This is a genomic window from Marinobacterium sp. MBR-111 (assembly GCF_040547585.1).
In the GTDB taxonomy this organism is placed as follows: domain Bacteria; phylum Pseudomonadota; class Gammaproteobacteria; order Pseudomonadales; family Balneatricaceae; genus Marinobacterium; species Marinobacterium iners.
In genome coordinates this window covers 30,524-50,330 of the sequence record NZ_JBEPQA010000026.1, presented here as the reverse complement: position 1 = coordinate 50,330, position 19,807 = coordinate 30,524, and the positions used below count along the sequence as shown (strand labels likewise).

18 protein-coding genes and 1 riboswitch are annotated in these 19,807 nt (G+C 56.6%); of the genes, 11 read left to right on the top strand and 7 right to left on the bottom strand.

Going from position 1 to position 19,807, the window contains the following annotated elements; translation table 11 throughout:
• The first annotated feature begins 362 nt into the window (after positions 1 to 362).
• The 3 genes from cspE (at position 363) to ABIE61_RS15525 (ending at position 1,787) form a co-directional block, all read left to right on the top strand.
• A complete protein-coding gene (gene cspE / locus ABIE61_RS15535; protein WP_091827726.1) occupies positions 363 to 572 on the top strand; it encodes a transcription antiterminator/RNA stability regulator CspE in 210 nt (69 codons plus the stop codon).
• Between the two features lie 288 nt (positions 573 to 860).
• Positions 861 to 1,067, top strand: coding sequence for a cold-shock protein (locus ABIE61_RS15530; protein ID WP_091827725.1), 207 nt, complete (start codon positions 861 to 863; stop codon positions 1,065 to 1,067).
• A 96-nt stretch (positions 1,068 to 1,163) separates the two neighbouring features.
• Positions 1,164 to 1,787: a 2'-5' RNA ligase family protein gene (locus tag ABIE61_RS15525; RefSeq protein ID WP_354411132.1), complete on the top strand. Its 624-nt coding sequence runs from the start codon at positions 1,164 to 1,166 to the stop codon at positions 1,785 to 1,787.
• Positions 1,788 to 1,804: 17 nt separating this feature from the next.
• Here the strand turns inward: ABIE61_RS15525 and ABIE61_RS15520 are convergent, their stop codons facing one another.
• From ABIE61_RS15520 to ABIE61_RS15510, 3 genes are all read right to left on the bottom strand, one after another.
• Positions 1,805 to 2,458, bottom strand: a complete 654-nt coding sequence (locus ABIE61_RS15520) for a GGDEF domain-containing protein (RefSeq protein WP_354411131.1) — start codon at positions 2,456 to 2,458, stop codon at positions 1,805 to 1,807.
• 54 nt (positions 2,459 to 2,512) lie between these two features.
• The gene (locus tag ABIE61_RS15515) at positions 2,513 to 3,991 is read right to left on the bottom strand and encodes a hypothetical protein (protein WP_354411129.1); all 1,479 of its coding nucleotides are present in this window, start codon (positions 3,989 to 3,991) and stop codon (positions 2,513 to 2,515) included.
• Between the two features lie 125 nt (positions 3,992 to 4,116).
• Positions 4,117 to 4,938, bottom strand: a complete 822-nt coding sequence (locus tag ABIE61_RS15510) for an NAD-dependent protein deacetylase (RefSeq protein ID WP_354411127.1) — start codon at positions 4,936 to 4,938, stop codon at positions 4,117 to 4,119.
• Positions 4,939 to 5,217: 279 nt separating this feature from the next.
• Between ABIE61_RS15510 and ABIE61_RS15505 the strand changes: the two genes are divergently transcribed.
• Together ABIE61_RS15505 and ABIE61_RS15500 are read left to right on the top strand one after the other, a co-directional pair.
• Positions 5,218 to 7,128, top strand: coding sequence for a TonB-dependent receptor plug domain-containing protein (locus ABIE61_RS15505; RefSeq protein ID WP_354411125.1), 1,911 nt, complete (start codon positions 5,218 to 5,220; stop codon positions 7,126 to 7,128).
• 65 nt (positions 7,129 to 7,193) lie between these two features.
• Positions 7,194 to 8,789 (top strand): alpha/beta hydrolase-fold protein, encoded by a 1,596-nt coding sequence (locus tag ABIE61_RS15500; RefSeq protein ID WP_354411122.1) that lies wholly within the window; start codon positions 7,194 to 7,196, stop codon positions 8,787 to 8,789.
• A 23-nt stretch (positions 8,790 to 8,812) separates the two neighbouring features.
• Here ABIE61_RS15500 and ABIE61_RS15495 read toward each other — a convergent pair whose 3' ends face one another.
• Positions 8,813 to 9,709 (bottom strand): LysR family transcriptional regulator, encoded by an 897-nt coding sequence (locus ABIE61_RS15495; protein ID WP_354411119.1) that lies wholly within the window; start codon positions 9,707 to 9,709, stop codon positions 8,813 to 8,815.
• A gap of 102 nt (positions 9,710 to 9,811) precedes the next feature.
• On the opposite strand from ABIE61_RS15495, the gene metE reads away from it, so the two are divergent.
• The gene (metE, locus tag ABIE61_RS15490) at positions 9,812 to 12,142 is read left to right on the top strand and encodes a 5-methyltetrahydropteroyltriglutamate--homocysteine S-methyltransferase (RefSeq protein WP_354411116.1); all 2,331 of its coding nucleotides are present in this window, start codon (positions 9,812 to 9,814) and stop codon (positions 12,140 to 12,142) included.
• On the opposite strand, the gene ABIE61_RS15485 is transcribed toward metE, so the two are convergent.
• The 3 genes from ABIE61_RS15485 to ABIE61_RS15475 all read right to left on the bottom strand — a co-directional run bounded on the left by ABIE61_RS15485 (position 12,139) and on the right by ABIE61_RS15475 (position 13,314).
• Positions 12,139 to 12,426, bottom strand: a complete 288-nt coding sequence (locus tag ABIE61_RS15485) for a type II toxin-antitoxin system RelE/ParE family toxin (protein ID WP_354411113.1) — start codon at positions 12,424 to 12,426, stop codon at positions 12,139 to 12,141. The two genes, metE and ABIE61_RS15485, sit on opposite strands and share 4 nt — an antisense overlap.
• Positions 12,423 to 12,683, bottom strand: coding sequence for a type II toxin-antitoxin system prevent-host-death family antitoxin (locus ABIE61_RS15480; RefSeq protein ID WP_354411111.1), 261 nt, complete (start codon positions 12,681 to 12,683; stop codon positions 12,423 to 12,425). Before ABIE61_RS15480 ends, ABIE61_RS15485 begins: the two co-directional genes overlap by 4 nt.
• A 106-nt stretch (positions 12,684 to 12,789) precedes the next feature.
• The gene (locus tag ABIE61_RS15475) at positions 12,790 to 13,314 is read right to left on the bottom strand and encodes a lipocalin family protein (protein ID WP_354411108.1); all 525 of its coding nucleotides are present in this window, start codon (positions 13,312 to 13,314) and stop codon (positions 12,790 to 12,792) included.
• Between the two features lie 70 nt (positions 13,315 to 13,384).
• Here ABIE61_RS15475 and ABIE61_RS15470 point away from each other — a divergent pair, with 70 nt between their 5' ends.
• The 5 genes from ABIE61_RS15470 to ABIE61_RS15450 all read left to right on the top strand — a co-directional run bounded on the left by ABIE61_RS15470 (position 13,385) and on the right by ABIE61_RS15450 (position 19,800).
• Complete coding sequence (locus ABIE61_RS15470) at positions 13,385 to 13,747, top strand: gamma-glutamylcyclotransferase family protein (RefSeq protein WP_354411106.1); 363 nt, start codon at positions 13,385 to 13,387, stop codon at positions 13,745 to 13,747.
• 64 nt (positions 13,748 to 13,811) lie between these two features.
• A complete protein-coding gene (locus ABIE61_RS15465; protein WP_354411104.1) occupies positions 13,812 to 14,213 on the top strand; it encodes a hypothetical protein in 402 nt (133 codons plus the stop codon).
• Between the two features lie 22 nt (positions 14,214 to 14,235).
• Positions 14,236 to 15,039, top strand: a complete 804-nt coding sequence (locus ABIE61_RS15460; protein ID WP_354411101.1) for a DODA-type extradiol aromatic ring-opening family dioxygenase — start codon at positions 14,236 to 14,238, stop codon at positions 15,037 to 15,039.
• Between the two features lie 187 nt (positions 15,040 to 15,226).
• Positions 15,227 to 17,398, top strand: a complete 2,172-nt coding sequence (locus ABIE61_RS15455) for a TonB-dependent receptor family protein (RefSeq protein ID WP_354411098.1) — start codon at positions 15,227 to 15,229, stop codon at positions 17,396 to 17,398.
• Positions 17,399 to 17,669: 271 nt separating this feature from the next.
• A riboswitch (cobalamin riboswitch) is annotated at positions 17,670 to 17,900 on the top strand.
• Positions 17,901 to 17,940: 40 nt separating this feature from the next.
• On the top strand, positions 17,941 to 19,800 hold the full coding sequence (locus ABIE61_RS15450) for a TonB-dependent receptor domain-containing protein (RefSeq protein ID WP_354411095.1): 1,860 nt from the start codon (positions 17,941 to 17,943) through the stop codon (positions 19,798 to 19,800).
• The last annotated feature ends 7 nt before the right edge of the window (positions 19,801 to 19,807 follow it).

Here is a 19,807-nt window from a genome sequence, read left to right as displayed (position 1 = left end):
TGAATCGAGAATGGCGTCCATATTACCGCCGCAGGCCGCGTGGTTACAGGTGTGTGGAGATGCGAAGCTGAGTTTTAAGTCACGGAATCAGGGTTAAGCGATTGAAAAGGCTGCAGTTAAATATAAGGCTGCAGTCTTTAATTGAAATAAGTTAAATAAAACTGTCATTGGCTCAATAATAGGCGTACTCTGAACTGGCTTGAGAGTAACACCTGCATTTATGCACCATTTCGACGTCCTGCCTAATCGTATGTACCTCGTTCTGTTTTCATAAGTCCTTGTATTATTAAAAGCATTACCCGAACCAGATCAGTATTTTGCTGGCTGTGTTTACACATTATATTTCGAACGAGAATACTATTATGTCTACTACTACTGGCACCGTTAAATGGTTCAACGAAACTAAAGGCTTTGGCTTCATCGAGCAGAAGAGCGGTGGACCGGACGTTTTCGCCCATTTCAGCGCCATTGCCGGTTCAGGCTTCAAAACCCTGACCGAAGGCCAGCAGGTACAGTTCAATGTTACTCAGGGCCAGAAAGGTCCTCAGGCAGAGAACATCGCCGCGATCTGAACCTTGAGTTCAGTCAGCGCAAAAAACGGGCCCTTGTGGCCCATTTTTTGTTCACTTCTTTTGGCAATGCCTGAAAATAGTTGAAATAATGCTTTGACTCCCTACCGAATCAGCGTAGACTGCAATGGCTTGAGAGTAACACCTGCATTTATGCACCATTTCGAAGTCCTGCCTAATCGTATGTACCTCGTTCTGTTTTCATAAGTACCAGCATTACCTAAAGCATTATCGGAGCATGACCAGCATTTGGTTACGCCCAAAAATTATATTTCGAACGAGAATACTATTATGTCTACTACTACTGGCACCGTTAAATGGTTCAACGAAACTAAAGGCTTCGGCTTCATCGAACAGCAGAATGGCCCGGACGTTTTCGCCCATTTCAGCGCCATCTCCGGTTCAGGCTTCAAAACTCTGACCGAAGGCCAGCAGGTTCAGTTCACAGTTACTCAGGGCCAGAAAGGTCCTCAGGCTGAGAACATCGTCGCTATCTGAACCTCGAGTTCGATACGCGTAAAAAACGGGCCCTTGTGGCCCGTTTTTGGTTTTGGGGGCTGAAGTTCAGGCTCTCACCCGTTAACATCCTGTACCATGCCTTATTCCTCCCCTCTCTTTACCATCCCCTGCGAATTGCGTGACTATCCCGAGTGGCATTTTGGCCGCCAGATGTACTGTGTCTGGACACTGCCGGTGCGTGACAGGCTTGTGCTTGAGCGTCTGCAAGCCGCGCAGCAGCACCTTTTGCCCTGGTTGCATCAAAACTACCGTCGGCAGGCCCATATCACTTTATTTGTCTGTGGGTTTGATGCGCTGGTGCAGCACAGGGATGATGATTTCACGCGGCAGGCGCAACAGTTGCAATGTGAGGCGCTGGAAATGCTGGCACAGGCATCCTTTTCATTACAGATCGGGGGGCTGGACAGCTTTGCCAGCGCACCCTATTTGCAGGTAAATGATCCCGAGGGTGTGTTGGCAGTGCTGCGTGAGCAGCTTGAGACAATCAACCCGGAAGTGCGGCAGGCCGACTATGTGCCGCATCTGACGGTTGGGCTGTTCCAACAAGCGTTGTCTTGGTCGCAGCTGCAGGCCAGGATCAATTCATTCAACCGAGCCGAGTCATTGACGTTGCGGGTGAGTGAGCTGGAGCTGAGTTGTTACCGTGCCAGTGAGCTGTTCGGGCCGCTGGCACGGATAGCATCCGTGCCACTGCTTTAGGCGTTTGGGTCAACAGGTTATGGCTGAAGCTCGGTATTAGCGCTGATGACACGGTTTCGTCCGCCAGCCTTGGCCTGATACAGCGCATTATCGGCCCGACGCAGCAGGTCATCAGCGGTATCACTTTCGGGGTTCAGAGCGCTGATTCCGGCTGAGAGGGTCACGGGGCCGATCATTTCGGTACCGTATGTGAATGTCTGGCTGGCCATGCTGGCGCGTAGCTGTTCAGCGCGATCCTGGCAGTCCTGCAGCGTTGCCGCAGGCATGACCACAACGAACTCCTCGCCACCAAAGCGACAGATAATGTCGGTTTCGCGGAAGTTTGTCCGCAACAATCGGGCAACGCTTTTCAGCACCTCATCACCGGCAGCATGCCCGTAGGTGTCGTTGAGTCGCTTGAAGTGGTCAATATCACAGATCATGACGGTCAACGGACTATGATTGCGATGTGCCAGGGCGACCTCGCGGGACAGCATCTCATCAAGGAAGCGCCGGTTATTGAGGCCGGTCAGCGCATCTTCGTAGGAGAAGCGACTCAACGCCTGTTGCAGTACCACTTTGGATAGGGTCAGGTTGATCCGATCGACAGCTCGCAGGAACAGGTTTTGGAGTGTTAACGGGTTCAGCTGCTCAAAATTGATATTGCGACTGTCGAGGTTAACCACCAGCATGCCGATCAGCTGGCTGCCGTTACGGGGGTCTTCATATTCGATGCGGAAGCTGTGCTATTCATCCCCTTCGGGCCGGGGCGTGTCAGTTAACGCATAGCGCGAAGGCAGGGTCTCCTGGCACCAGTGTAGCTCCAGCTCCCAGTAATGCTGAGTACTGCGATAAAGTCCGCCGGGCAGCGGTTCACACAGATCGGGAAGATGCGCCGCCATTCGTTTAATGGCGTGTTCAACAGTCTCGCTTTGCTCCATAGCGCTTATCATTTTATCCAGCAGTGCGCGCTTGCGATTGCCGAACTCCAGAGCACGCGCACGATCGGCTTCGCGCCGGGCCAGTATTTTCAACTCTGAGGTGCGCTCGACAACACGGTTTTCAAGTGTGGCATTCAGGTGTGCCAGTGCGTTCTGGGTGTGAATGAAGTGCCGTAACGATAGTGCCACGATGGCCAGTGAAAACATCAGTGAGCCCCAACCGACCGGGATTCGACTCCAAGCGATCCAGCCATGGGCAACCGCCATATCCACCAGGAGCAGCAGCGTCAGGGTGGTGGTGGCCAGCAGCATAATACGCTGGTCGCTGTTGGCTTGCGGCAATTGATACACAGTGCAAAGCAGCATAACCGGTACCAGCACCGCGAACAGCAAGTCGAACAGAGGGTAGGTGTTGGCGAGGCTCACCACACCCACGAGCGAGAGCCCCAGAGCGCCGATCAGATACAACAGAAACAGCCCCACCAGTGAGCGGTAAAGCCATCGCAGTCGCCCAAACCATGCCTGTAGCATCAGTGCGAGCGCGATGGGTAGCAGATAGTAGCTGCCGGCTCCAATGTATTCCCACATGAGGGCATGATTGAACAGTAACTGTTTGGCCTGGCTTGTACTCAGGGCAAGGCCTGCGCTGGCCAACGAGAACAGCCCCAGAGCAAACAGGATCAGACGGCCGGATTTGAAAAGTGCAAACAGCAGAGCCAGAGCGGCAATCAACAGGTTGAACAGGGTGATGATCAGGCTGTCGATCGACTCCTTTAGAATCTGCTGATAAAGCTCAAGCCGGTCCAAGATCTTGACCTCACCCCAAAGACCGATGTCCATGTAATTGGAGTAGACGCGAAAATGGATCGGCTTGCCTGCGGCATCCTTGGGCAGTGGGATCATGTGCCAGGGCCAACCCTCGAAACGGCCCTTGCCCTGGGCATCAAATTCGCCGTAGTGGTAGATGCGCTCACCCTCAAGGTATACCTCGACAATCAGATCAACACTGAAGATGTACAGTACCGGGTCGCGCCAGTCATCTTCAGGGATCTGGGTGCGATACCAGATGTTTTCGCGCCCATCCCGCCCGGGTGGGTTGGACGGAAAGCTGATGGGGTGCCACTGGGCCTTATCGGCCTCGATGGTCCAAACGGGAGTGTCATCCTTGAACGGTGAGTCGCCCCAGCGGTATTCCCAGTGCTGGTTCAGTGGCACGGTTTCGGCCTGTGCTCGTGTCAGGCCAAGTGCCAACAGGCAAAGCAGACACAGCCACAGGCATCGCATGAGGGCTGCTGATTGATCAGATCTGGCCGAACAAATAGCTGAGTTCATCAGCTGCGGCTCCGTCAACAGTGTTAATAGGGCCGATTATATAGGGAGAGTGGCTACTATATCACCTGTTGTGTATGTCATTTGATACTCAGTTGTTCCAGCGCAGCACTCAGAACCGGCCTGATGGGTTGGTTGATTTTCAGACTGAGCAGCTCATCCGCGCGAGTTTTGCCCAAGGTCAGTGCCGCGATCGGTTTGTCCCACTCATGGGCACGGCGGCAGAAGCGAAAGCCGGAGTAGACCATCAGCGATGAGCCGATCACCAGCAGACCATCGGCTTGCTGCAGGGCGTCCAGTGCATCCACTACCCGCTGTTTGGGTACATTATCGCCGAAGAACACCACGTCAGGCTTCAAAATTCCGCCACAGTGAGGGCAGTCGGGAATGCGGAAGTCACTGAAATCCACCTCCAGGTCCGCATCGCCGTCTGGGGCAGTCTCGGCGCTGAAGTGGGTGAAGGCTGGGTTCAGGTCGGCGCTTTGAAGGTGCACCTCGTCACGGCTGCAGCTGAAATCACAGCTCATGCAGATCACCCGATCAGATCGGCCGTGCAGGTCGATAACCCTCTCGCTGCCGGCCCGCTGATGCAGGCCGTCCACGTTCTGCGTTACCAGCAGGTTGATATGGCCCAGCTGTTCCAGTTGTGCCAAGGCATCATGTGCCGCGTTGGGCCGGGCATCACGCATCACCGGCCAGCCTATCAGGCTGCGACCCCAGTAACGCTTACGGGTGTGCTCGCAGCGCATGAACTCCGGGTGCTGTACCGGCTGCTTGCGCTTCCAGTCACCGTTGCTATCGCGGTAGTCGGGGATGCCAGAGTCGGTGCTGATACCGGCACCGGTCAACACCAGCAGGCGGGGGTGGCTGTGGATAAAATCACTCAATGCCTGGTAAGACATGATTGGATCTCAAGCGGAAAAAGAATCTTTCTAGGATACGTCATTGTGTGGGAAATGAATCGCCGGGGCTAGGCTGGGTGTTAGTACAGAGTATTCGGCTTGGGCAGCGCGCATTCAATACAATCTATTGATTACCTAAATGATAACAATTAGCATTAAGCTTAAGTGTTTGGTGCTCTGACCCCTTCCAGGGCGCCACACGCTCTCACTGTACTCAAGAAGCCCTCCGCCGCATGGCCAACAAGGGGCTCACACACATTCTTACAGGTATAAGACAAAATGTATCCTTCAAAGCCGATTCGGGCGTTTGCCCTTTCTACGCTTTCAGCCGGGTTGGTGCTAGCGCACCAATCTGCATTTGCTGCCACTCAGGAAATGGACACGGTCGTCATCAGTGCCTCGGGTACCGAACATACTCAGATGACCGCGCCGGCCTTTACCACCGTGATCGATGCCGATGCGCTGCGCGACAATCCGACCGAAAGCGTGGCTGATCTGGTCAGCCGTAGCGCCGGTGTGATCAACACCACCGATAGTGCGGGCCGTGATGAAGTGCGCATGCGTGGCCTGGATGCCGGCTATACCCTGATTCTGGTGGATGGCCGCCGCATTTCCTCCGGCAATGCCCTCTGGCGTGGCGGTGATTTCGACTTCAGCGCGGTTCCACGTGCCAGTATTGAGCGGATCGAAATTGTGCGTGGTCCCATGTCGTCGCTTTATGGTGCCGACGCCATGGGTGGTGTCATCAATATCATCACCAAGAAGGGTGCGCAGGACTGGGACACCAATGTGGACGTGGTCTACGAACACATCACCGAGGGTGAAGAGGGTGACCAGTTCCGTACCAACCTGTCCACCGCCGGCTCCCTGACAGACAATCTTTACCTGCGTCTCAGTGGTGAGTTCTACAACCGTGACGCCTGGTATATCAACGACGCCGATACGGTGCCGGAGCGTGAAGAGAAGAAAGCGCGTAACCTGTCCGGCTCGCTGAGCTGGGATCTGGATGAACGTCAGACGGTGAATGCGGATCTGATGATCAACCATGATGAGCGCCCTTATGACAATTACGCCAGTGGTTCATACCGCGAGCAGGAGATCGAGCGCACTACCTACGCTCTGAGCCACGAGGGTAACTGGGACTGGGGCCGTACCCTGCTCAGCGTCAACTATGAAGATGGCGAAATCGACGATTACAACAGCCGCTATCCGGACCCCAAGCAGCGCAACCTGGAAGAGACCAACCTGACGCTGTCCGGTAATGCCAGTATGAACTTGGGTATTCACGGCCTGAGCATGGGCTACGAATACCGCAATCAGGAAGTCAGCGACAAGGTCGCCTTTACCCAATCCGGCAGCAGCGACGCCAGCCAGCAGGCCCTGTTTATGCAGGATGAAATGCAGCTGACCGACAAGTTGCGCCTGACCCTGGGTGGCCGCTATGAGGACCATGATGACTTCGACGGTGAGTTCACCCCGCGTGGTTACCTGGTGTATGAGTTGAACAACGCCGTCTCCATCAAGGGTGGTGTCAGCAAGGCGTACAAGGCACCGCGGCCACACCAGATTATCGAGGAATACCAGATCGTCAGCTGTGGCGGTTCCTGCTTTATCCCGGGTAACCCGGACCTGACGCCGGAAACCAGCGTCAACTATGAGCTGGGTATTGAAACCCGTGCCACCAACTGGCGCATGAGTGCAGTGGTGTTCCGCAATGATGTGGAAGACATGATCACCGCCACCTACGATGCCGCGACCCAATCCCGTGCCTGGGTCAACCTGAATGAGGTTCAGGTCACCGGCCTGGAAGTGGAAGGTCAGGTTGATCTGAACCGCGTTCTGAGCCTGGATGCGGCCTACACTTACATGGATACCGAAGAAAACGGCGATGCCGAGCTGGCCTTCCGCCCACGCCACAAGCTGAATGCCGGCTTGAACTGGCAGGCCACTGCCGATACCGGCCTGCGTCTGGGTGTGGATTACTTTGGTGAGCAGAAAAACTGGGATAACGAGGCCCAGTCCGCCTATACCTTGGTGAGCCTGACAGCAAACTCCCGTGTGGCACCGGATCTGACCCTGCGTGGCGGTATCAACAACCTCACCGACGTGGACCTGAATGACGACGATGATGACTACTACAGTAATGTGGTGGGTCGCAGCGTCTACGTGGGTCTGAGCTACGACTTCTGAGTAATTGTCTCTCCCCGGGGCGGTGTTCCTGCTACCTGAGCACCGCCTTTTTTATGAGTGAACCTATGTTGAAAAGGATGAATACGCTGGCGCTGGCCGTGGCAAGCACCGCGCTGGTGACAACGGTTGCATGGGCGCTGCCGCTGCAGCAAACGCTGTCCCTGCCGGCCGGCGAAACACGGGTGGTGGACCTGGAGTTGGCACAGGGGGATTACCTGCGTGGGCAACTCAGTGGCAACGGCCCGGTCAAGGCACTGCTGGTCGATGCCGAAGGCGCGCCGGTGCGCCATCTGACCCGCGCCGGTGATGTGGATGCACGGGTGGCCTTTCGTGCGCCTCAGGGGCAAGCCTATCAGCTGGTATTGAGTGCCGGTGATACACCCGTGCAACTGTCGCTGGCGCTGGAAAAGGCACCTTTGTTGGCACCGGGTGAGGTGAATGCTCCCGAGATGGACAGCCCTCAGGTACGCCGGGCATTGGCTGCATTGAAAGCAGGGCAGAGTGTCGATGAGGTCTGGTCTGGATTGACGGCCTCAGGCACTCCCCTGATCGAATGGCCGCAGGATGTGCCTGAGGCAGAATTGGCTGCGGATGAACGTCTGGTCACCTTCCTGTGGCGCGGTGCCCGTGAGCGGGTGTTGATGCTGGGTGCGCCGGGTTATGAACATGATCCTCTGTTTCGCCTGGGGAATTCGGATATCTGGTTTCGCAGCTATCGCCTGCCCAGTGATACCCGTATGAGCTACAAGCTGGCGCCGGATGTGCCGCAGGTGGCGGGGACGGAACGTGAGCAACGGGTCGCCATTATGGCGACGGCACAAAGAGATCCGCTGAATCCGAACCAGTGGTCGCCGGATGGTCTGAATGATCGCTATAACCTCAACTCCATTCTGGAGCTGGATCAGGCACCTTCCGACCAGCTGCTCAAGGGGGATCGACCGCTGCCAAATGCCCGGCACTACCGCTTGAGCAGTGAGCGTTTGGGCAATACCCGTGATGTGGATATCTGGCTGCCCGAAGGCGTTGAAGCGGGGTCGGGTGATCAGGTGCCGCTGGCCATTTTCTTCGATGGTGCTGAATACCAGTCCCGTATCCCCACACCCCGTATTATGGCGAATTTGATCGAGTCAGGTCAGATACCGCCCACCGCAGCGGTTTTTGTCAGCAACCCCAGTCGTGCAGCACGGCGTACGGAGCTGCCCTGCAACGCAGACTTTGCCGACTTCATGGCAGAGGAGCTGCTGCCCTTTGTTGTGGATAAAACCGGTTTGCGTTTCTCTGGGGATAAAACCCTCTTGGCCGGTGCCAGTTTCGGTGGTTTGGCATCTGCCTGCACGGCCTATCGTTATCCACAACACTTTGGCCTGGTGCTGAGCCAGTCAGGGTCGTTCTGGTGGAGCCCGGCGGATGCGGAACGTCCGGAATGGCTGAATGCTCAACTGGCCAAGTCCAAACGCTTGCCCATCCGTTTCTACCTCAGTGCCGGCCGTTTCGAGACCGACTTTGGCGAAAGCGGTATTCTCAATGCCAACCGCCAGCTGGAGCAGATCCTGCAGATAAAAGGCTATCCGGTGAAACTGGAAGAGTTCAGCGCTGGCCATGACTACTTCCACTGGCGCGCAACCCTGGGACGGGGGTTGGTACATCTGCTGGGTGACTGAGCACCGGCCAGTTGTTTGCAGTATCAGGCTGGAGGCTGATTGTACTGGCGTGCCAGTTCGACAAAGGCGTTCAGGTAGTCAGTCTCCACATCCTCTTTACGCAGACCAAGGAAAATCTGTTTGGCGACGCCTGATTTTCCCAATTGCAGCGGGTGCAGCGGCAGCCTTTGTTGGTACTCACTGACCAGCCAGCGCGGCAGTGCTGCGACACCACGCCCGGCAGCTACCATTTGCAGCATGATGTCCGTGGTCTCGATCTGCTTGTGGCGGCGCGGTGCACAACCGGCCGGGGTCAGAAAGCTGTTGAAGATATCCAGCCGTTCCGGCTCAACTGGGTAGGTGATCAGAGTGTCGTTGAGCAGCTGTTTCGGTTCAACCTGAGGTTGCCCGTACAGTGGGTGCTCAGGACCCACCACCAGCACCTGTTCGTAATCGAAAACCGGCTCGAAGACGAGGCCACTACGGTGCAGCGGGTCCGGTGTAACCAGCAGGTCGATCTCGTGGCCATACAGGGCGCCCATGCCACCAAACTGAAACTTCTGCCGCACGTCCACATCCACATCGGGCCACTGCTGCAAGTAAGGGTTCACTATCTTCAATAGCCACTGGTAGCAAGGATGGCACTCCATGCCGATGCGCAGGGTGCCGCGCTCGCCACTGGCAAACTGCTGCATCACCGCTTCGGCGTGCTCGAACTGAGGCAGCAGCCGTTCCGCCAGTCGCAGCAGATAGCGGCCGGCCTGAGTCAGGCGCAGGCGACGGCCTTCCTTCTGCCACACGGGGGTACCCAACTGCTGCTCCAGCTTGCGCACTGAATGACTCAGGGCGGATTGGGTGAGGCACAGGGTATCGGCGGCGGCAGTCAGCGAACCTTGTTGGTCCACGGCACGCAGTATCATCAGGTGGTGGCGGTCAAGCATGTTAATCCATGATCATAATTAATGTGTTGATGAGATAATGCCATTATTTTTCATCATTCATAAGGGCTAGCATCGACTCCGAATTGAATTTTGGAGAGTGTTATGAGCCTTCAGCGACAAAACAAAAGCCTTCAGCCACAGACAAAAAGCCGTTTACACAACTTGGGTTTTCCGCGCATCGGCGCACGGCGCGAACTCAAATTTGCCCAGGAAGCCTTTTGGAAAGGCGAGAAAAGCGAATCCGAGCTGCTGCAGACCGCCTCAGAGCTGCGGGCGCAGAACTGGAAGCGTCAGGCGGGACTCGATTTGATCCCGGTGGGGGATTTTTCCCTCTACGATCAGGTACTGGATCTGAGCTTTACCCTCGGCAACCTGCCGGCCCGAGTGCAGGGGCTGCAAGGCTCGGAACTGGATCAGTATTTTCGTGTCGCCCGTGGCCGCTCCGCCAACGACAGCGGCTGCAACTGTGTGCATGCCGGTGAGATGACCAAGTGGTTCGATACCAACTACCACTACATCGTGCCGGAGTTCAGCGCCGAGACCCGCTTCAGCCTGAACCCGAGTCGCCTGCTGGCGCAGATTGAAGAAGCTCAGGCACTGGGTCACAACGCCAAGCCGGTGCTGATCGGCCCGGTTACCTACCTGTTACTGGGCAAGGCCAAGGACGCAACCGATCCATTGAGCCTGCTGGCACAGCTGTTGCCAGTCTATGCCGAACTGCTTGGGCTGCTGGCCGAGAAGGGCATCGAGTGGGTGCAGATCGATGAGCCGACGCTGGTCACTGAGCTGGTACCGCAATGGCAGGAGGCGTTCCGCACCGCCTATGGGGCGCTGACCAACACGGGCGTGAAGCTGCTGCTGACCACCTATTTCGGTCAATTGAAAGAAAATCTGGCGCTGGCCTGCAGCCTGCCGGTTGATGGATTGCACCTGGATGCGGTCAATGCCCGCGATGAAGTCGAGCCGGTGATCGAGCAGCTGAGCACGGATAAGGTGCTGTCATTGGGTGTGGTCAATGGTCGTAATATCTGGAAAACCGATCTGAGTGCATTGCTGGACTGGCTGGAACCTGTGGCGGCAAGGCTGGGGAGTCGCCTCTGGATCGCACCGTCCTGCTCGCTGTTGCATGTGCCGGTGGATCTTGCGAGTGAACAGAAGCTGGATGCCGAGATTCGTTCCTGGCTGGCCTTTGCGCAGCAGAAGCTGGATGAAATTTGGGTTATCCACAGCGCATTGAACAATAGTCGGGCATCTGTTGCCGCTGAGCTGGCCGAGAATCTCGCAGCGCTGAACAGCCGCCGTACCTCACCGCGGGTGCACAACCCCAAGGTACAGAATGCCGTTGCCGCCATCGATCCGGGCCTGGGCAAGCGCAAGAGTGCCTATCCGCAGCGGGCAGCGCTGCAGCGCCAGACGCTGAACCTGCCGCTGTACCCGACCACTACCATCGGTTCCTTCCCGCAAACGCAGGAGATCCGCCAGGCGCGGCTGGCGTTCAGGAAGGGTGAGCTGGATGCTGGAGACTATACAGCCCGTATGCAGCAGGAGATCAAATTTGCCGTCAAACAGCAGGAAGCTCTGGGGCTGGACGTGCTGGTACACGGTGAAGCTGAGCGCAATGACATGGTGGAGTACTTCGGTGAGCAGCTCGACGGCTATGCCTTCAGCCAGTTCGGCTGGGTGCAGTCCTACGGCTCCCGCTGCGTCAAGCCGCCGATTCTGTTCGGCGATATCAGCCGCCCGAAGGCAATGACCGTGGAGTGGATCAAATATGCCCAGTCGCTGACGGAGAAAAAGATGAAGGGCATGCTGACCGGCCCAGTCACCATTCTTAACTGGTCATTCGTGCGTGATGATCAACCGCGCTCACTCAGCTGTTACCAGCTGGCGCTGGCGATCCGCGAAGAGGTGCAGGATTTGGAGCGTGCCGGTATCGATATCATCCAGATCGATGAAGCCGCGTTGCGCGAAGGTTTGCCACTGCGCAGCAGCCAATGGGCCGAGTATCTGAACTGGGCGGTGGAATCGTTCCGCATCAGTGCCAACGGCGTGTCGGACAGCACTCAAATTCATACCCACATGTGCTATTCGGAGTTCAACGACATCATTGAGGCGATCGCGTACATGGATGCGGACGTGATCACCATTGAGACCTCCCGTTCCGACATGGAGCTGCTGGATGTGTTCGACGAATTCCACTACCCCAACGAGATCGGCCCGGGCGTGTACGATATCCACAGCCCCAATATCCCGTCGGTAGAACAGATGGTGAAACTGATGCGTCTCGCGGCGCAGCGCATCCCGGCAGAACACCTCTGGGTGAACCCCGACTGTGGCCTGAAAACCCGCCAGTGGAGTGAGGTAATCCCGGCACTACAGAACATGGTGGATGCCGCCAGAGTGCTGCGTGAGGATCGGGCGGCAGCGGCTTAAAGCCTTCCGCTTGGCTCCATGCTTTGGTGCAGGATGCGGATCACCTTGATGCCGTTGTCCTGTGCCAGATAGTAAATATTGTGACGACTGCAAGGCTGGCTCCTGATGCTGGGGGCCAGCTCAGAGCGTAACCGGCCTGCCGATGGCATGGTGGCCAGTGATTTCAGGGTGGACTCGAGTTGAAGCAGATAGGCCTGAGTCTGCAAACGGCCAAAATGTTTTAGACTGAAATCGGTGATGCTTTCGAGATCCTGCTTTGCTCGTTCCGTGAGCACATAGATCATGATTCATTCACCTTCTTGATCAGCGCCGCCATGACGTCGGCACCATCATGCAATTGACCCTTTTCAACGTCGGCCAGGCCGGCATCAATTTCCTGCTTTAATTTCATAAGCTTGTAGGCTTCGTACTGCTCAAACTCATCATTTGAGATGACGGCCGCGACCCTTTTGCCGTTTCTTACAATGTTAACGGGTTCTTTCTGTGCTTTAAGCAGCAGATCGCCGAACTCTCTTTTGGCTTCTGTCGCATTGAGTTCCATGTACATTCCTTAATCTGATCAAATTGGTTATTTTAATCATTATGGCATGAGGCTAAGCAATCTACCCAGCTTTCAAGCAAGAAGTTCTACAGGTTGGTGCAGCCGGTTAGCGGTCAGAACCTTGTTCCACATAAATCAGCTCATCCACCGGATAACCTGCCTTGCGGGCGATGGCAACCAGCCGCTCCAGCGTATCGGCATCCATCTTCGGCGTGCGCGACAGTATCCACAGATAGTCCCGGTCCGGGCCGCTGACCAGTGAGTACTGATAGCCCTTGTGGTCCAGTTCCATGATCACATAGGCACCATAGAAAGGACCAAAGAACGACACTTTCAGGTAGCCGGTGTTACTGTCCTCAACGAAATACGCCTTGCCCTCGGCCTCGCGCCACTCACCTCGGGCGGCGTCGAAACCCCGGTTGATCACTTTCACCCCGCCATCGTCTCTCAGACTGTACGCGGCCTGCACCTGGCTCAGGCCGCGCTCGAACGAATGATCCAGCCGGGCGATCTCATACCAGGTGCCCAGATAACGGTTCAACTCGAAGTTGCTCACCGGCTCGACTCGATCGGGCAGGCTGGTGCAGGCGGTCAGCGTCAGCAGTATCAGACCGAGAAAAAACGTGCGCATGGGATCTCCTTGCTCAATGGCCTTAAGGTATTTAAGAATAGGTGACCCGTTTATACGCAGAGGATTGGCAATGGAGCAGATTCGGGTCGCCGTATATGGCACTCTTAAACAGGGGCAAGGCAACCACCACTTTCTCAGCGGGGCTGAATATCTTGGCTCAACATGGCTGGATGGCTTCGTGCTCTATGACCTGGGCCCCTGGCCGGCGGTGAAGCGGGAGCCGGGCCAGACGCAGGTCGAGGTGTACCGTGTGAATGCGGCGACCTTTGCCGCTCTGGACGAGCTGGAAGAATACTGTGCCGATGCACCGCACACCGGACTGTATGACCGGATTCAGGTGGACACGCCCCATGGCCGTGCCTGGCTGTATCTATACAACTCAGAGGTCAGTACCGAGCAGAGGCTGAGCTCGGGCAATTGGCCTCAGCCGTAAAATGAAAAACGAGCATCCTGCTGGCGCTGTTATACTTTCGTCTCGCATAACCGAGGAGCGCTGAATGTTTGGCTCAATGTCTGAACCCTTGAACGAGCACAATCTGGCAGACCAGCTTGAAATGCTGGGCGGCCTGCTGGTTCAGCAAGGCGACGTGCTGCAGTTCTCACTGCTGGATCATCACTTTGCGCTCACGCGTATCGAGCAGCCGGGAGCGCTGGTCCGCTGGCTGGAAAAGGCCGCCGACACCGCACCCGATCTGCGAACCCTGTACATCGAGCTGCCGGCCGGCGAGCGTGCAAGCACAGCGCCGCCCACCCGCTTTGAGCACTGCCGAGTATCCGGCGTTGAGGCCGCCTTTGACCGCCACCGCATGGCGGCCGGAGCACTTGAATGTGACCGTGTTCTGATCAGTCTGGCGTTGCAGGACAGCTCTGCCACCCTGGTCTGTGAATATATCGTTTGAATCCGCAACAGGAGTGATCCCCATGTCATCCACTCAGCCCACCTTTTTTGTGCCGCACGGGGCAGGCCCCTGTTTTTTCATGGACTGGAATCCGCCCGATGCCTGGGATCGGATGGAAGCGTTTCTGCGCGGCATTCGCGAGACATTGCCGGAGCAGCCCAGGGCGATCCTGCTGGTATCGGCCCACTGGCTTGAGCCCACGTTCAGCACCACTTCGAGTGAGCAGCCGGATCTGATCTATGACTACTACAACTTTCCGCCGCATACCTATGAGCTGACCTACCCGGCTCCCGGCCAGCCGGCATTGGCACAGCGTGTGATTGAGCTGTTGCAGCAGGCCGTGCTGCCGGCTGCAACCGATGCTGGCCGGGGCTTCGACCATGGTATGTTCATTCCGCTCAAGCTGATGTTCCCTGAGGCGGACATCCCGGTGGTACAGCTGTCACTGCGTCGGGATCTGGATGCCGAGGCGCACCTGCAGGCGGGCCGGGCACTGCAATCGCTGCGGGATGAGGGCGTATTGATCGTAGGCAGCGGCATGAGTTTCCACAACATGCGTGGCTATCGCGACCCGCGTTTTGGCCCGATCTCGGATGAGTTTGATGCCTGGCTGGCGCAGACGGTCGAGGCCGACCCTGCCGTGCGCTGGCAGGCGCTGGCGCACTGGGATCAGGCTCCGAGGGCGCGTGAATGTCACCCGGAGCGGCAAGAGGAGCACTTGCTGCCACTGATGCTGGCGGCGGGTGCTGCCGGTGATGATCAGGGGCGGCACGTGTTTGTAGATCGGGTACTGGAGACAAGCCTGTCCGGGTACCGTTTCGGCTGATATTAACCGGGAATTTTTCCCGTCAGATACAGGATTTTTTCGCTCTGTTGCGGGCGTAGTACCAAAGTACGCCAGTACCGCTACCTGTTGCCGACGACAGCGTTTTGTTGCTCATCACATACTGCTGCAACAATTTTGCCAGCCCTCTCATTGGCAGAGGCTGTCCTCTCGGCAACAGGAGTGACCCATGTTTTTTCGCAAGAAACTGCTCAGCAGTGCCATCGCCTCTTCGCTGATGCTGGTCCCATTCGCCTTGCAGGCGGAGCAGGTGGACAGCATAAACACACTGACGGTTACCGGCATTTTGCCCGACCGACTGGAAGCGGTTCCCGGTTCGTTTGATATCGTGGACGAGCGTGACCTCGAACGCCGTCGGCCGTTTACCGTGAAGGAAGCGCTGAAGGCCGTCCCGGGCATCAACGCGGTTGATGAAGACAGCTATGGCCTGGCACTCAATATCGGGGTGCGTGGCCTCAACCCCCGCCGTACTTCCCGCACCCTGTTGATGGAAGATGGCATGCCGCTGTTTCTGGGCCCTTATGGCGACCCATCAGCACACTACTCGACCCCGCTGGACAGAGTTGAGCGCATCGAGGTGGTAAAAGGCTCGGGGCAGATACTGCACGGGCCACAAACCGTGGGTGGCATGATCAACTTCGTGACACGCCCGGTGCCGACCGATGGCTTTGAAGGCGCTGTCACTATGGACGCCGGTAATCAGGGGTTCCGAGGTGCGCATACGCGCCTGGGCTACGGAAATGACACCGGCGGTATCATGATTGATGCACTGCAGAAGCAGGGTGATGGCGTTCGTCGTGGGCATGACTTTGATGTCACCGAATTTTCCATCAAGGGGCAGCTCAACCTGACGGATCGGCAAACGCTGATTGCCAAGGTCAGTCGCTTTGAAGAAGATTCGGCCATTACCGAAACCGGCCTGGGGCAGCTGGAGTACGCGCAGGACAAATTTCAGGCACCCACCTCCGATCATGACCGTTTCGAGCATCAGCGCGACAGTGTGCAGCTGAAGCACATCTTTGATATCAACGACAGTGCCACGCTCAATACCCAAGCCTATTATGCGAATGCCTATCGCTCGTCTTTCCGGCAGGTCAATGAGCCGGGCGATGGCAGCTACATTATTGACGGTACTGCCTATTCAGAGTTGGATCGCTGTGGCACAGCGGCGACCGCTGCCAATGCAGACGCCTGTGGCGGACGTCACCGTCCCCGCGACTATGAATACTGGGGTATTGAATCCCGTTTGGACTTCAATCACACCCTGTTTGGCCTCGACAGTGATGCTGTAGTCGGCGTTCGGTACCACGAAGAGGACATTCGTCGTCGTCAGTTCCGTGATGGTGACCCGCGTGCTCGCGATCTAGACTGGCTCAAGTCCTTTGGCACGGACTATCTGCGTGAAGATATTCGCATCGATGTGGAAGCGATCTCCTACTTCGCCCAAAACACGTTCCACCTCGGTGACTGGTCCTTTACTCCCGGTGTTCGAATCGAGGATCTGAGCATCAAGACCGATGTGGTCTGGGCGGAAGGCGACCCGCAGGACATTCGTCAGACCAACCGTTCAACCGATGTTCTGCCAGGCTTCGGTATCGCCTGGAATGGCATCGACAACACAACCGTTTTTGCCGGTGTACACCGCGGTATCGCCCCTCCGCGCCCTGATCGTGATTTGGGAGAGGTGGGTGATGGTGTGGTGCTGTCCAAAACCAGCCCCGAAAAAAGCACCAACTGGGAATTGGGTTTGCGCAGTGACTACTTCGATGGTGTCTCCCTGGCGGGAACGCTGTTCTATACCGATTTCCAGGAGATCGTAATTCAGGACAGCGGCCGTTTCTTCAATGCCGGTGAGTCGGAGCAGGCAGGTATCGAGTTGGCGGGCCGAATCGATTTCGGCACCTTCTATGACAGTGCTCACAACGTCTATTTAACGGGTTCCTATACCAACCTGTTCAAGGCCGAGTTCAGCAAGGCCGTACCGTCGGAGAATATTGCAGCGGGTAACCGCATGCCGTATGCCCCCCGTCACATGGCCTCACTCAGCCTGGGTTACGAAAATCCCTACGGGTTGGATACCCGCATCGGTGTGGACTACATCAGCCGACAGTTTGTGGATGGCGAGAACACGCGTGTCGAAAGCGCCAATGGTCAAGAGGGCATGATTGACGGCTACAGCCTCTGGAACGCTTCCATCAACTACAGAAAGCCCGGCAGCGATATCACCCTGTTCGGCAGTGTGTACAACCTGACCGATCGCGAATATCTGGTCAGCCGGGTGGATGGCAAGGTGGCGGGGCGTCAGCGCCAGTTCTTTGCCGGTATTCGCTACGAGTTTTAACTCCCTGAGCCTTCAGCCGCCAACTCTGTTTCCCCGGGGTTGGCGGTTTTTTCATTATTGGCTTAATTTCTTGTTGCAAATAAGAATGATTATATTTAAGATTAATCTCGTTCATTGACAGGTCTAGCTCACTGTAGGCACTGCAGATGTGTGCCGAAGGTGATTGGCGCCGCTTCCTCCATCTCCCCGGGGGAAGCGGCATTTTTTTGTTCGTTTTCGTTCAACTTCACTTGAACAGCCTCCGTTTGACCTCTTCCTCCTGAGTGCCTATTATCCGCGGCTTGCTTCCGGTGTACTGAACAGCTGTTCAGGACTTAAACGGGAAGTTGGTGCGCATCGTTTTATGAAAGTCGATGCAATGCCAACGCTGCCCCCGCAACGGTAGAGGCGTGAGGCGATGACGACAGGCCACTGTATCGATCCGATATGGGAAGGTGTCATCCCTCCTGACTGCACAGTCTGACGCCTGAGCCCGGAGACCGGCCAGAAGTGATCATTCATCCATCAGTGTGCGGGTGGCACACATGAGAAAGGTCTTTCCCATGCCGAAACGTTCCACGTTGGCGCTGGCCATTACGCTCGCGCCCAGTATTGCCTTTGCTGCTGAAACCTCGCTTGATGAGCAGCTGAAACTCTCCACCATCGTGGTGACCTCTTCCCGCCAGCCACAGCTGCAGCAGGACACAACTGCCGCTACCCAAGTGTTCACTCGTGCGGACATTGAACGCCTGCAGCCTTCAACCGTTGTTGAGCTGCTTGATCGGGTACCCGGCGTACAGATGACCCAATCCGGCGGTCGCGGCAGTATGACCGGCTTGTACATCCGCGGCACAAAATCATCCCAGAGCCTGGTACTGATTGATGGTGTGCGTATCAACGGTGCCGACAGCGGCAGTGCCGCGCTGGAAGCACTGTCGGTTGATCAGATCGAGCGCATCGAAGTGTTGCGAGGGGCCCGTTCCGCCATTTACGGGGCAGATGCCATTGGCGGTGTGGTTCAGATATTCACCCGTCGTGGGGAAGGAGATGGCCTGCGTGCCCGTGTACATCTGGGCTACGGTACAGAGCAAACTTGGGAGCGCAGCCTCGGGCTGTCAGGTGGCAATGCTGATACGCGTTTCAACCTGAGCCTCAGCAATGACGAGACCAATGGCATTAACCGCACTTATGAAGCCACAGGACCGGACAGTGACCGTGATGCCTATCGTAATACGGCTGCCAGCTTCAACCTCAACCACCGTTTCAGCGACCGGTTTGACGCCGGCGTCAGTCTGCTGGATCAACGGGGCGAAAGCGAATTCGATCTGAGCTGGGGCGGTGACTATCCCTATAATGACTTCCAGCTGAGCACTGCATCCGTGTATGCCAATCTGCAGGTCAGTGAGCTGTGGCACAGCCGTCTGGAATTGGGCCATGCAGAAAACCGCAGCTGGACTCGATTTGACGATCACGCCGGCAGTGATGCCTTCAATACCTACCGTGACAGCCTGGCCTGGCTCAACACCCTGCAGCTGACCCCGGCACAGCAGTTATTGGTTGGTTTCGATGGATATAAGGAGCGTCTGAACGGCAATGACAGCTTCGCTGAAACCAGCCGCTGGAACCGGGCTGCGTTTGTTCAGCACCGTTATGATCATGCTCGTTTCAGCACCGAAGTTGGCCTGCGGCATGACGATAACGAACTGTACGGCAGTGAAAATACGCTGAGTGCGGCACTGACCTGGCGACTCAATCAAGACAACGATTTGATCGTCTCCTACGGCGAAGGCTTCAGGGCACCCACGTTCGTGGATCTGTACTACCCGGGCTATGACAATCCCGCCCTGCAGCCCGAAACCTCGAAGAGTTATGAGCTGCAGTGGCGCAGCCGACTGGGGCATAGCACCGAGCTGCAGGCGTCCATCTATCGTACCGATATCGATAATGCGATTACGCTGGATTCGACCTTCACACCGCAGAATATTGGTTCGGCACGTATCAATGGTTTCGAGGCACGCCTGCAGCACGAACTGTTCGGTTGGCAGACAGCACTGGCGCTTGAGCTGGTCGACCCTGTTGATCGGGATACCGACAAGACTCTGGCGCGGCGTGCCAAGCGCAGCCTGAGTCTGGATCTGGATCGCACGTTCGGAGACCTGTCTGTGGGCGGCAGCTGGCAGCTGGCCGACAGCCGCTGGGATGATGCCGCCAATACGCGTGAAATCGCCGGCTATGGTTTGGTAAATCTGCGTAGCCGCTGGCAGCTGAACCCTGAGCTGGCGCTCAAGCTGAAAGTTGATAACCTGTTCGATAAAGAGTACGCCACCGCGCTTTACGGTGTGGGCTGGCCTTCAACCTATCACCCCTATCGTGAAACAGGACGTACGGCATTGTTGTCACTGACATGGACACCTGCACTCTGATTCTGGA

What these genes read in the sequence shown, in the direction of transcription:
- ABIE61_RS15515 (WP_354411129.1), bottom strand. Translation starts at nt 3,991, where the DNA reads ATGCGATGCCTGTGGCTGTGTCTGCTTTGCCTGTTGGCACTTGGCCTG.
- ABIE61_RS15465 (WP_354411104.1), top strand. Translation starts at nt 13,812, where the DNA reads ATGTTTGGCTCAATGTCTGAACCCTTGAACGAGCACAATCTGGCAGAC.
- ABIE61_RS15450 (WP_354411095.1), top strand. Translation starts at nt 17,941, where the DNA reads ATGCCGAAACGTTCCACGTTGGCGCTGGCCATTACGCTCGCGCCCAGT.
- cspE (WP_091827726.1), top strand. Translation starts at nt 363, where the DNA reads ATGTCTACTACTACTGGCACCGTTAAATGGTTCAACGAAACTAAAGGC.
- ABIE61_RS15480 (WP_354411111.1), bottom strand. Translation starts at nt 12,683, where the DNA reads ATGGAACTCAATGCGACAGAAGCCAAAAGAGAGTTCGGCGATCTGCTG.
- ABIE61_RS15460 (WP_354411101.1), top strand. Translation starts at nt 14,236, where the DNA reads ATGTCATCCACTCAGCCCACCTTTTTTGTGCCGCACGGGGCAGGCCCC.
- ABIE61_RS15500 (WP_354411122.1), top strand. Translation starts at nt 7,194, where the DNA reads ATGTTGAAAAGGATGAATACGCTGGCGCTGGCCGTGGCAAGCACCGCG.
- ABIE61_RS15455 (WP_354411098.1), top strand. Translation starts at nt 15,227, where the DNA reads ATGTTTTTTCGCAAGAAACTGCTCAGCAGTGCCATCGCCTCTTCGCTG.
- ABIE61_RS15495 (WP_354411119.1), bottom strand. Translation starts at nt 9,709, where the DNA reads ATGCTTGACCGCCACCACCTGATGATACTGCGTGCCGTGGACCAACAA.
- ABIE61_RS15520 (WP_354411131.1), bottom strand. Translation starts at nt 2,458, where the DNA reads ATGCTGGTGGTTAACCTCGACAGTCGCAATATCAATTTTGAGCAGCTG.
- ABIE61_RS15470 (WP_354411106.1), top strand. Translation starts at nt 13,385, where the DNA reads ATGGAGCAGATTCGGGTCGCCGTATATGGCACTCTTAAACAGGGGCAA.
- ABIE61_RS15485 (WP_354411113.1), bottom strand. Translation starts at nt 12,426, where the DNA reads ATGATCTATGTGCTCACGGAACGAGCAAAGCAGGATCTCGAAAGCATC.
- metE (WP_354411116.1), top strand. Translation starts at nt 9,812, where the DNA reads ATGAGCCTTCAGCGACAAAACAAAAGCCTTCAGCCACAGACAAAAAGC.
- ABIE61_RS15525 (WP_354411132.1), top strand. Translation starts at nt 1,164, where the DNA reads ATGCCTTATTCCTCCCCTCTCTTTACCATCCCCTGCGAATTGCGTGAC.
- ABIE61_RS15475 (WP_354411108.1), bottom strand. Translation starts at nt 13,314, where the DNA reads ATGCGCACGTTTTTTCTCGGTCTGATACTGCTGACGCTGACCGCCTGC.
- ABIE61_RS15505 (WP_354411125.1), top strand. Translation starts at nt 5,218, where the DNA reads ATGTATCCTTCAAAGCCGATTCGGGCGTTTGCCCTTTCTACGCTTTCA.
- ABIE61_RS15510 (WP_354411127.1), bottom strand. Translation starts at nt 4,938, where the DNA reads ATGTCTTACCAGGCATTGAGTGATTTTATCCACAGCCACCCCCGCCTG.
- ABIE61_RS15530 (WP_091827725.1), top strand. Translation starts at nt 861, where the DNA reads ATGTCTACTACTACTGGCACCGTTAAATGGTTCAACGAAACTAAAGGC.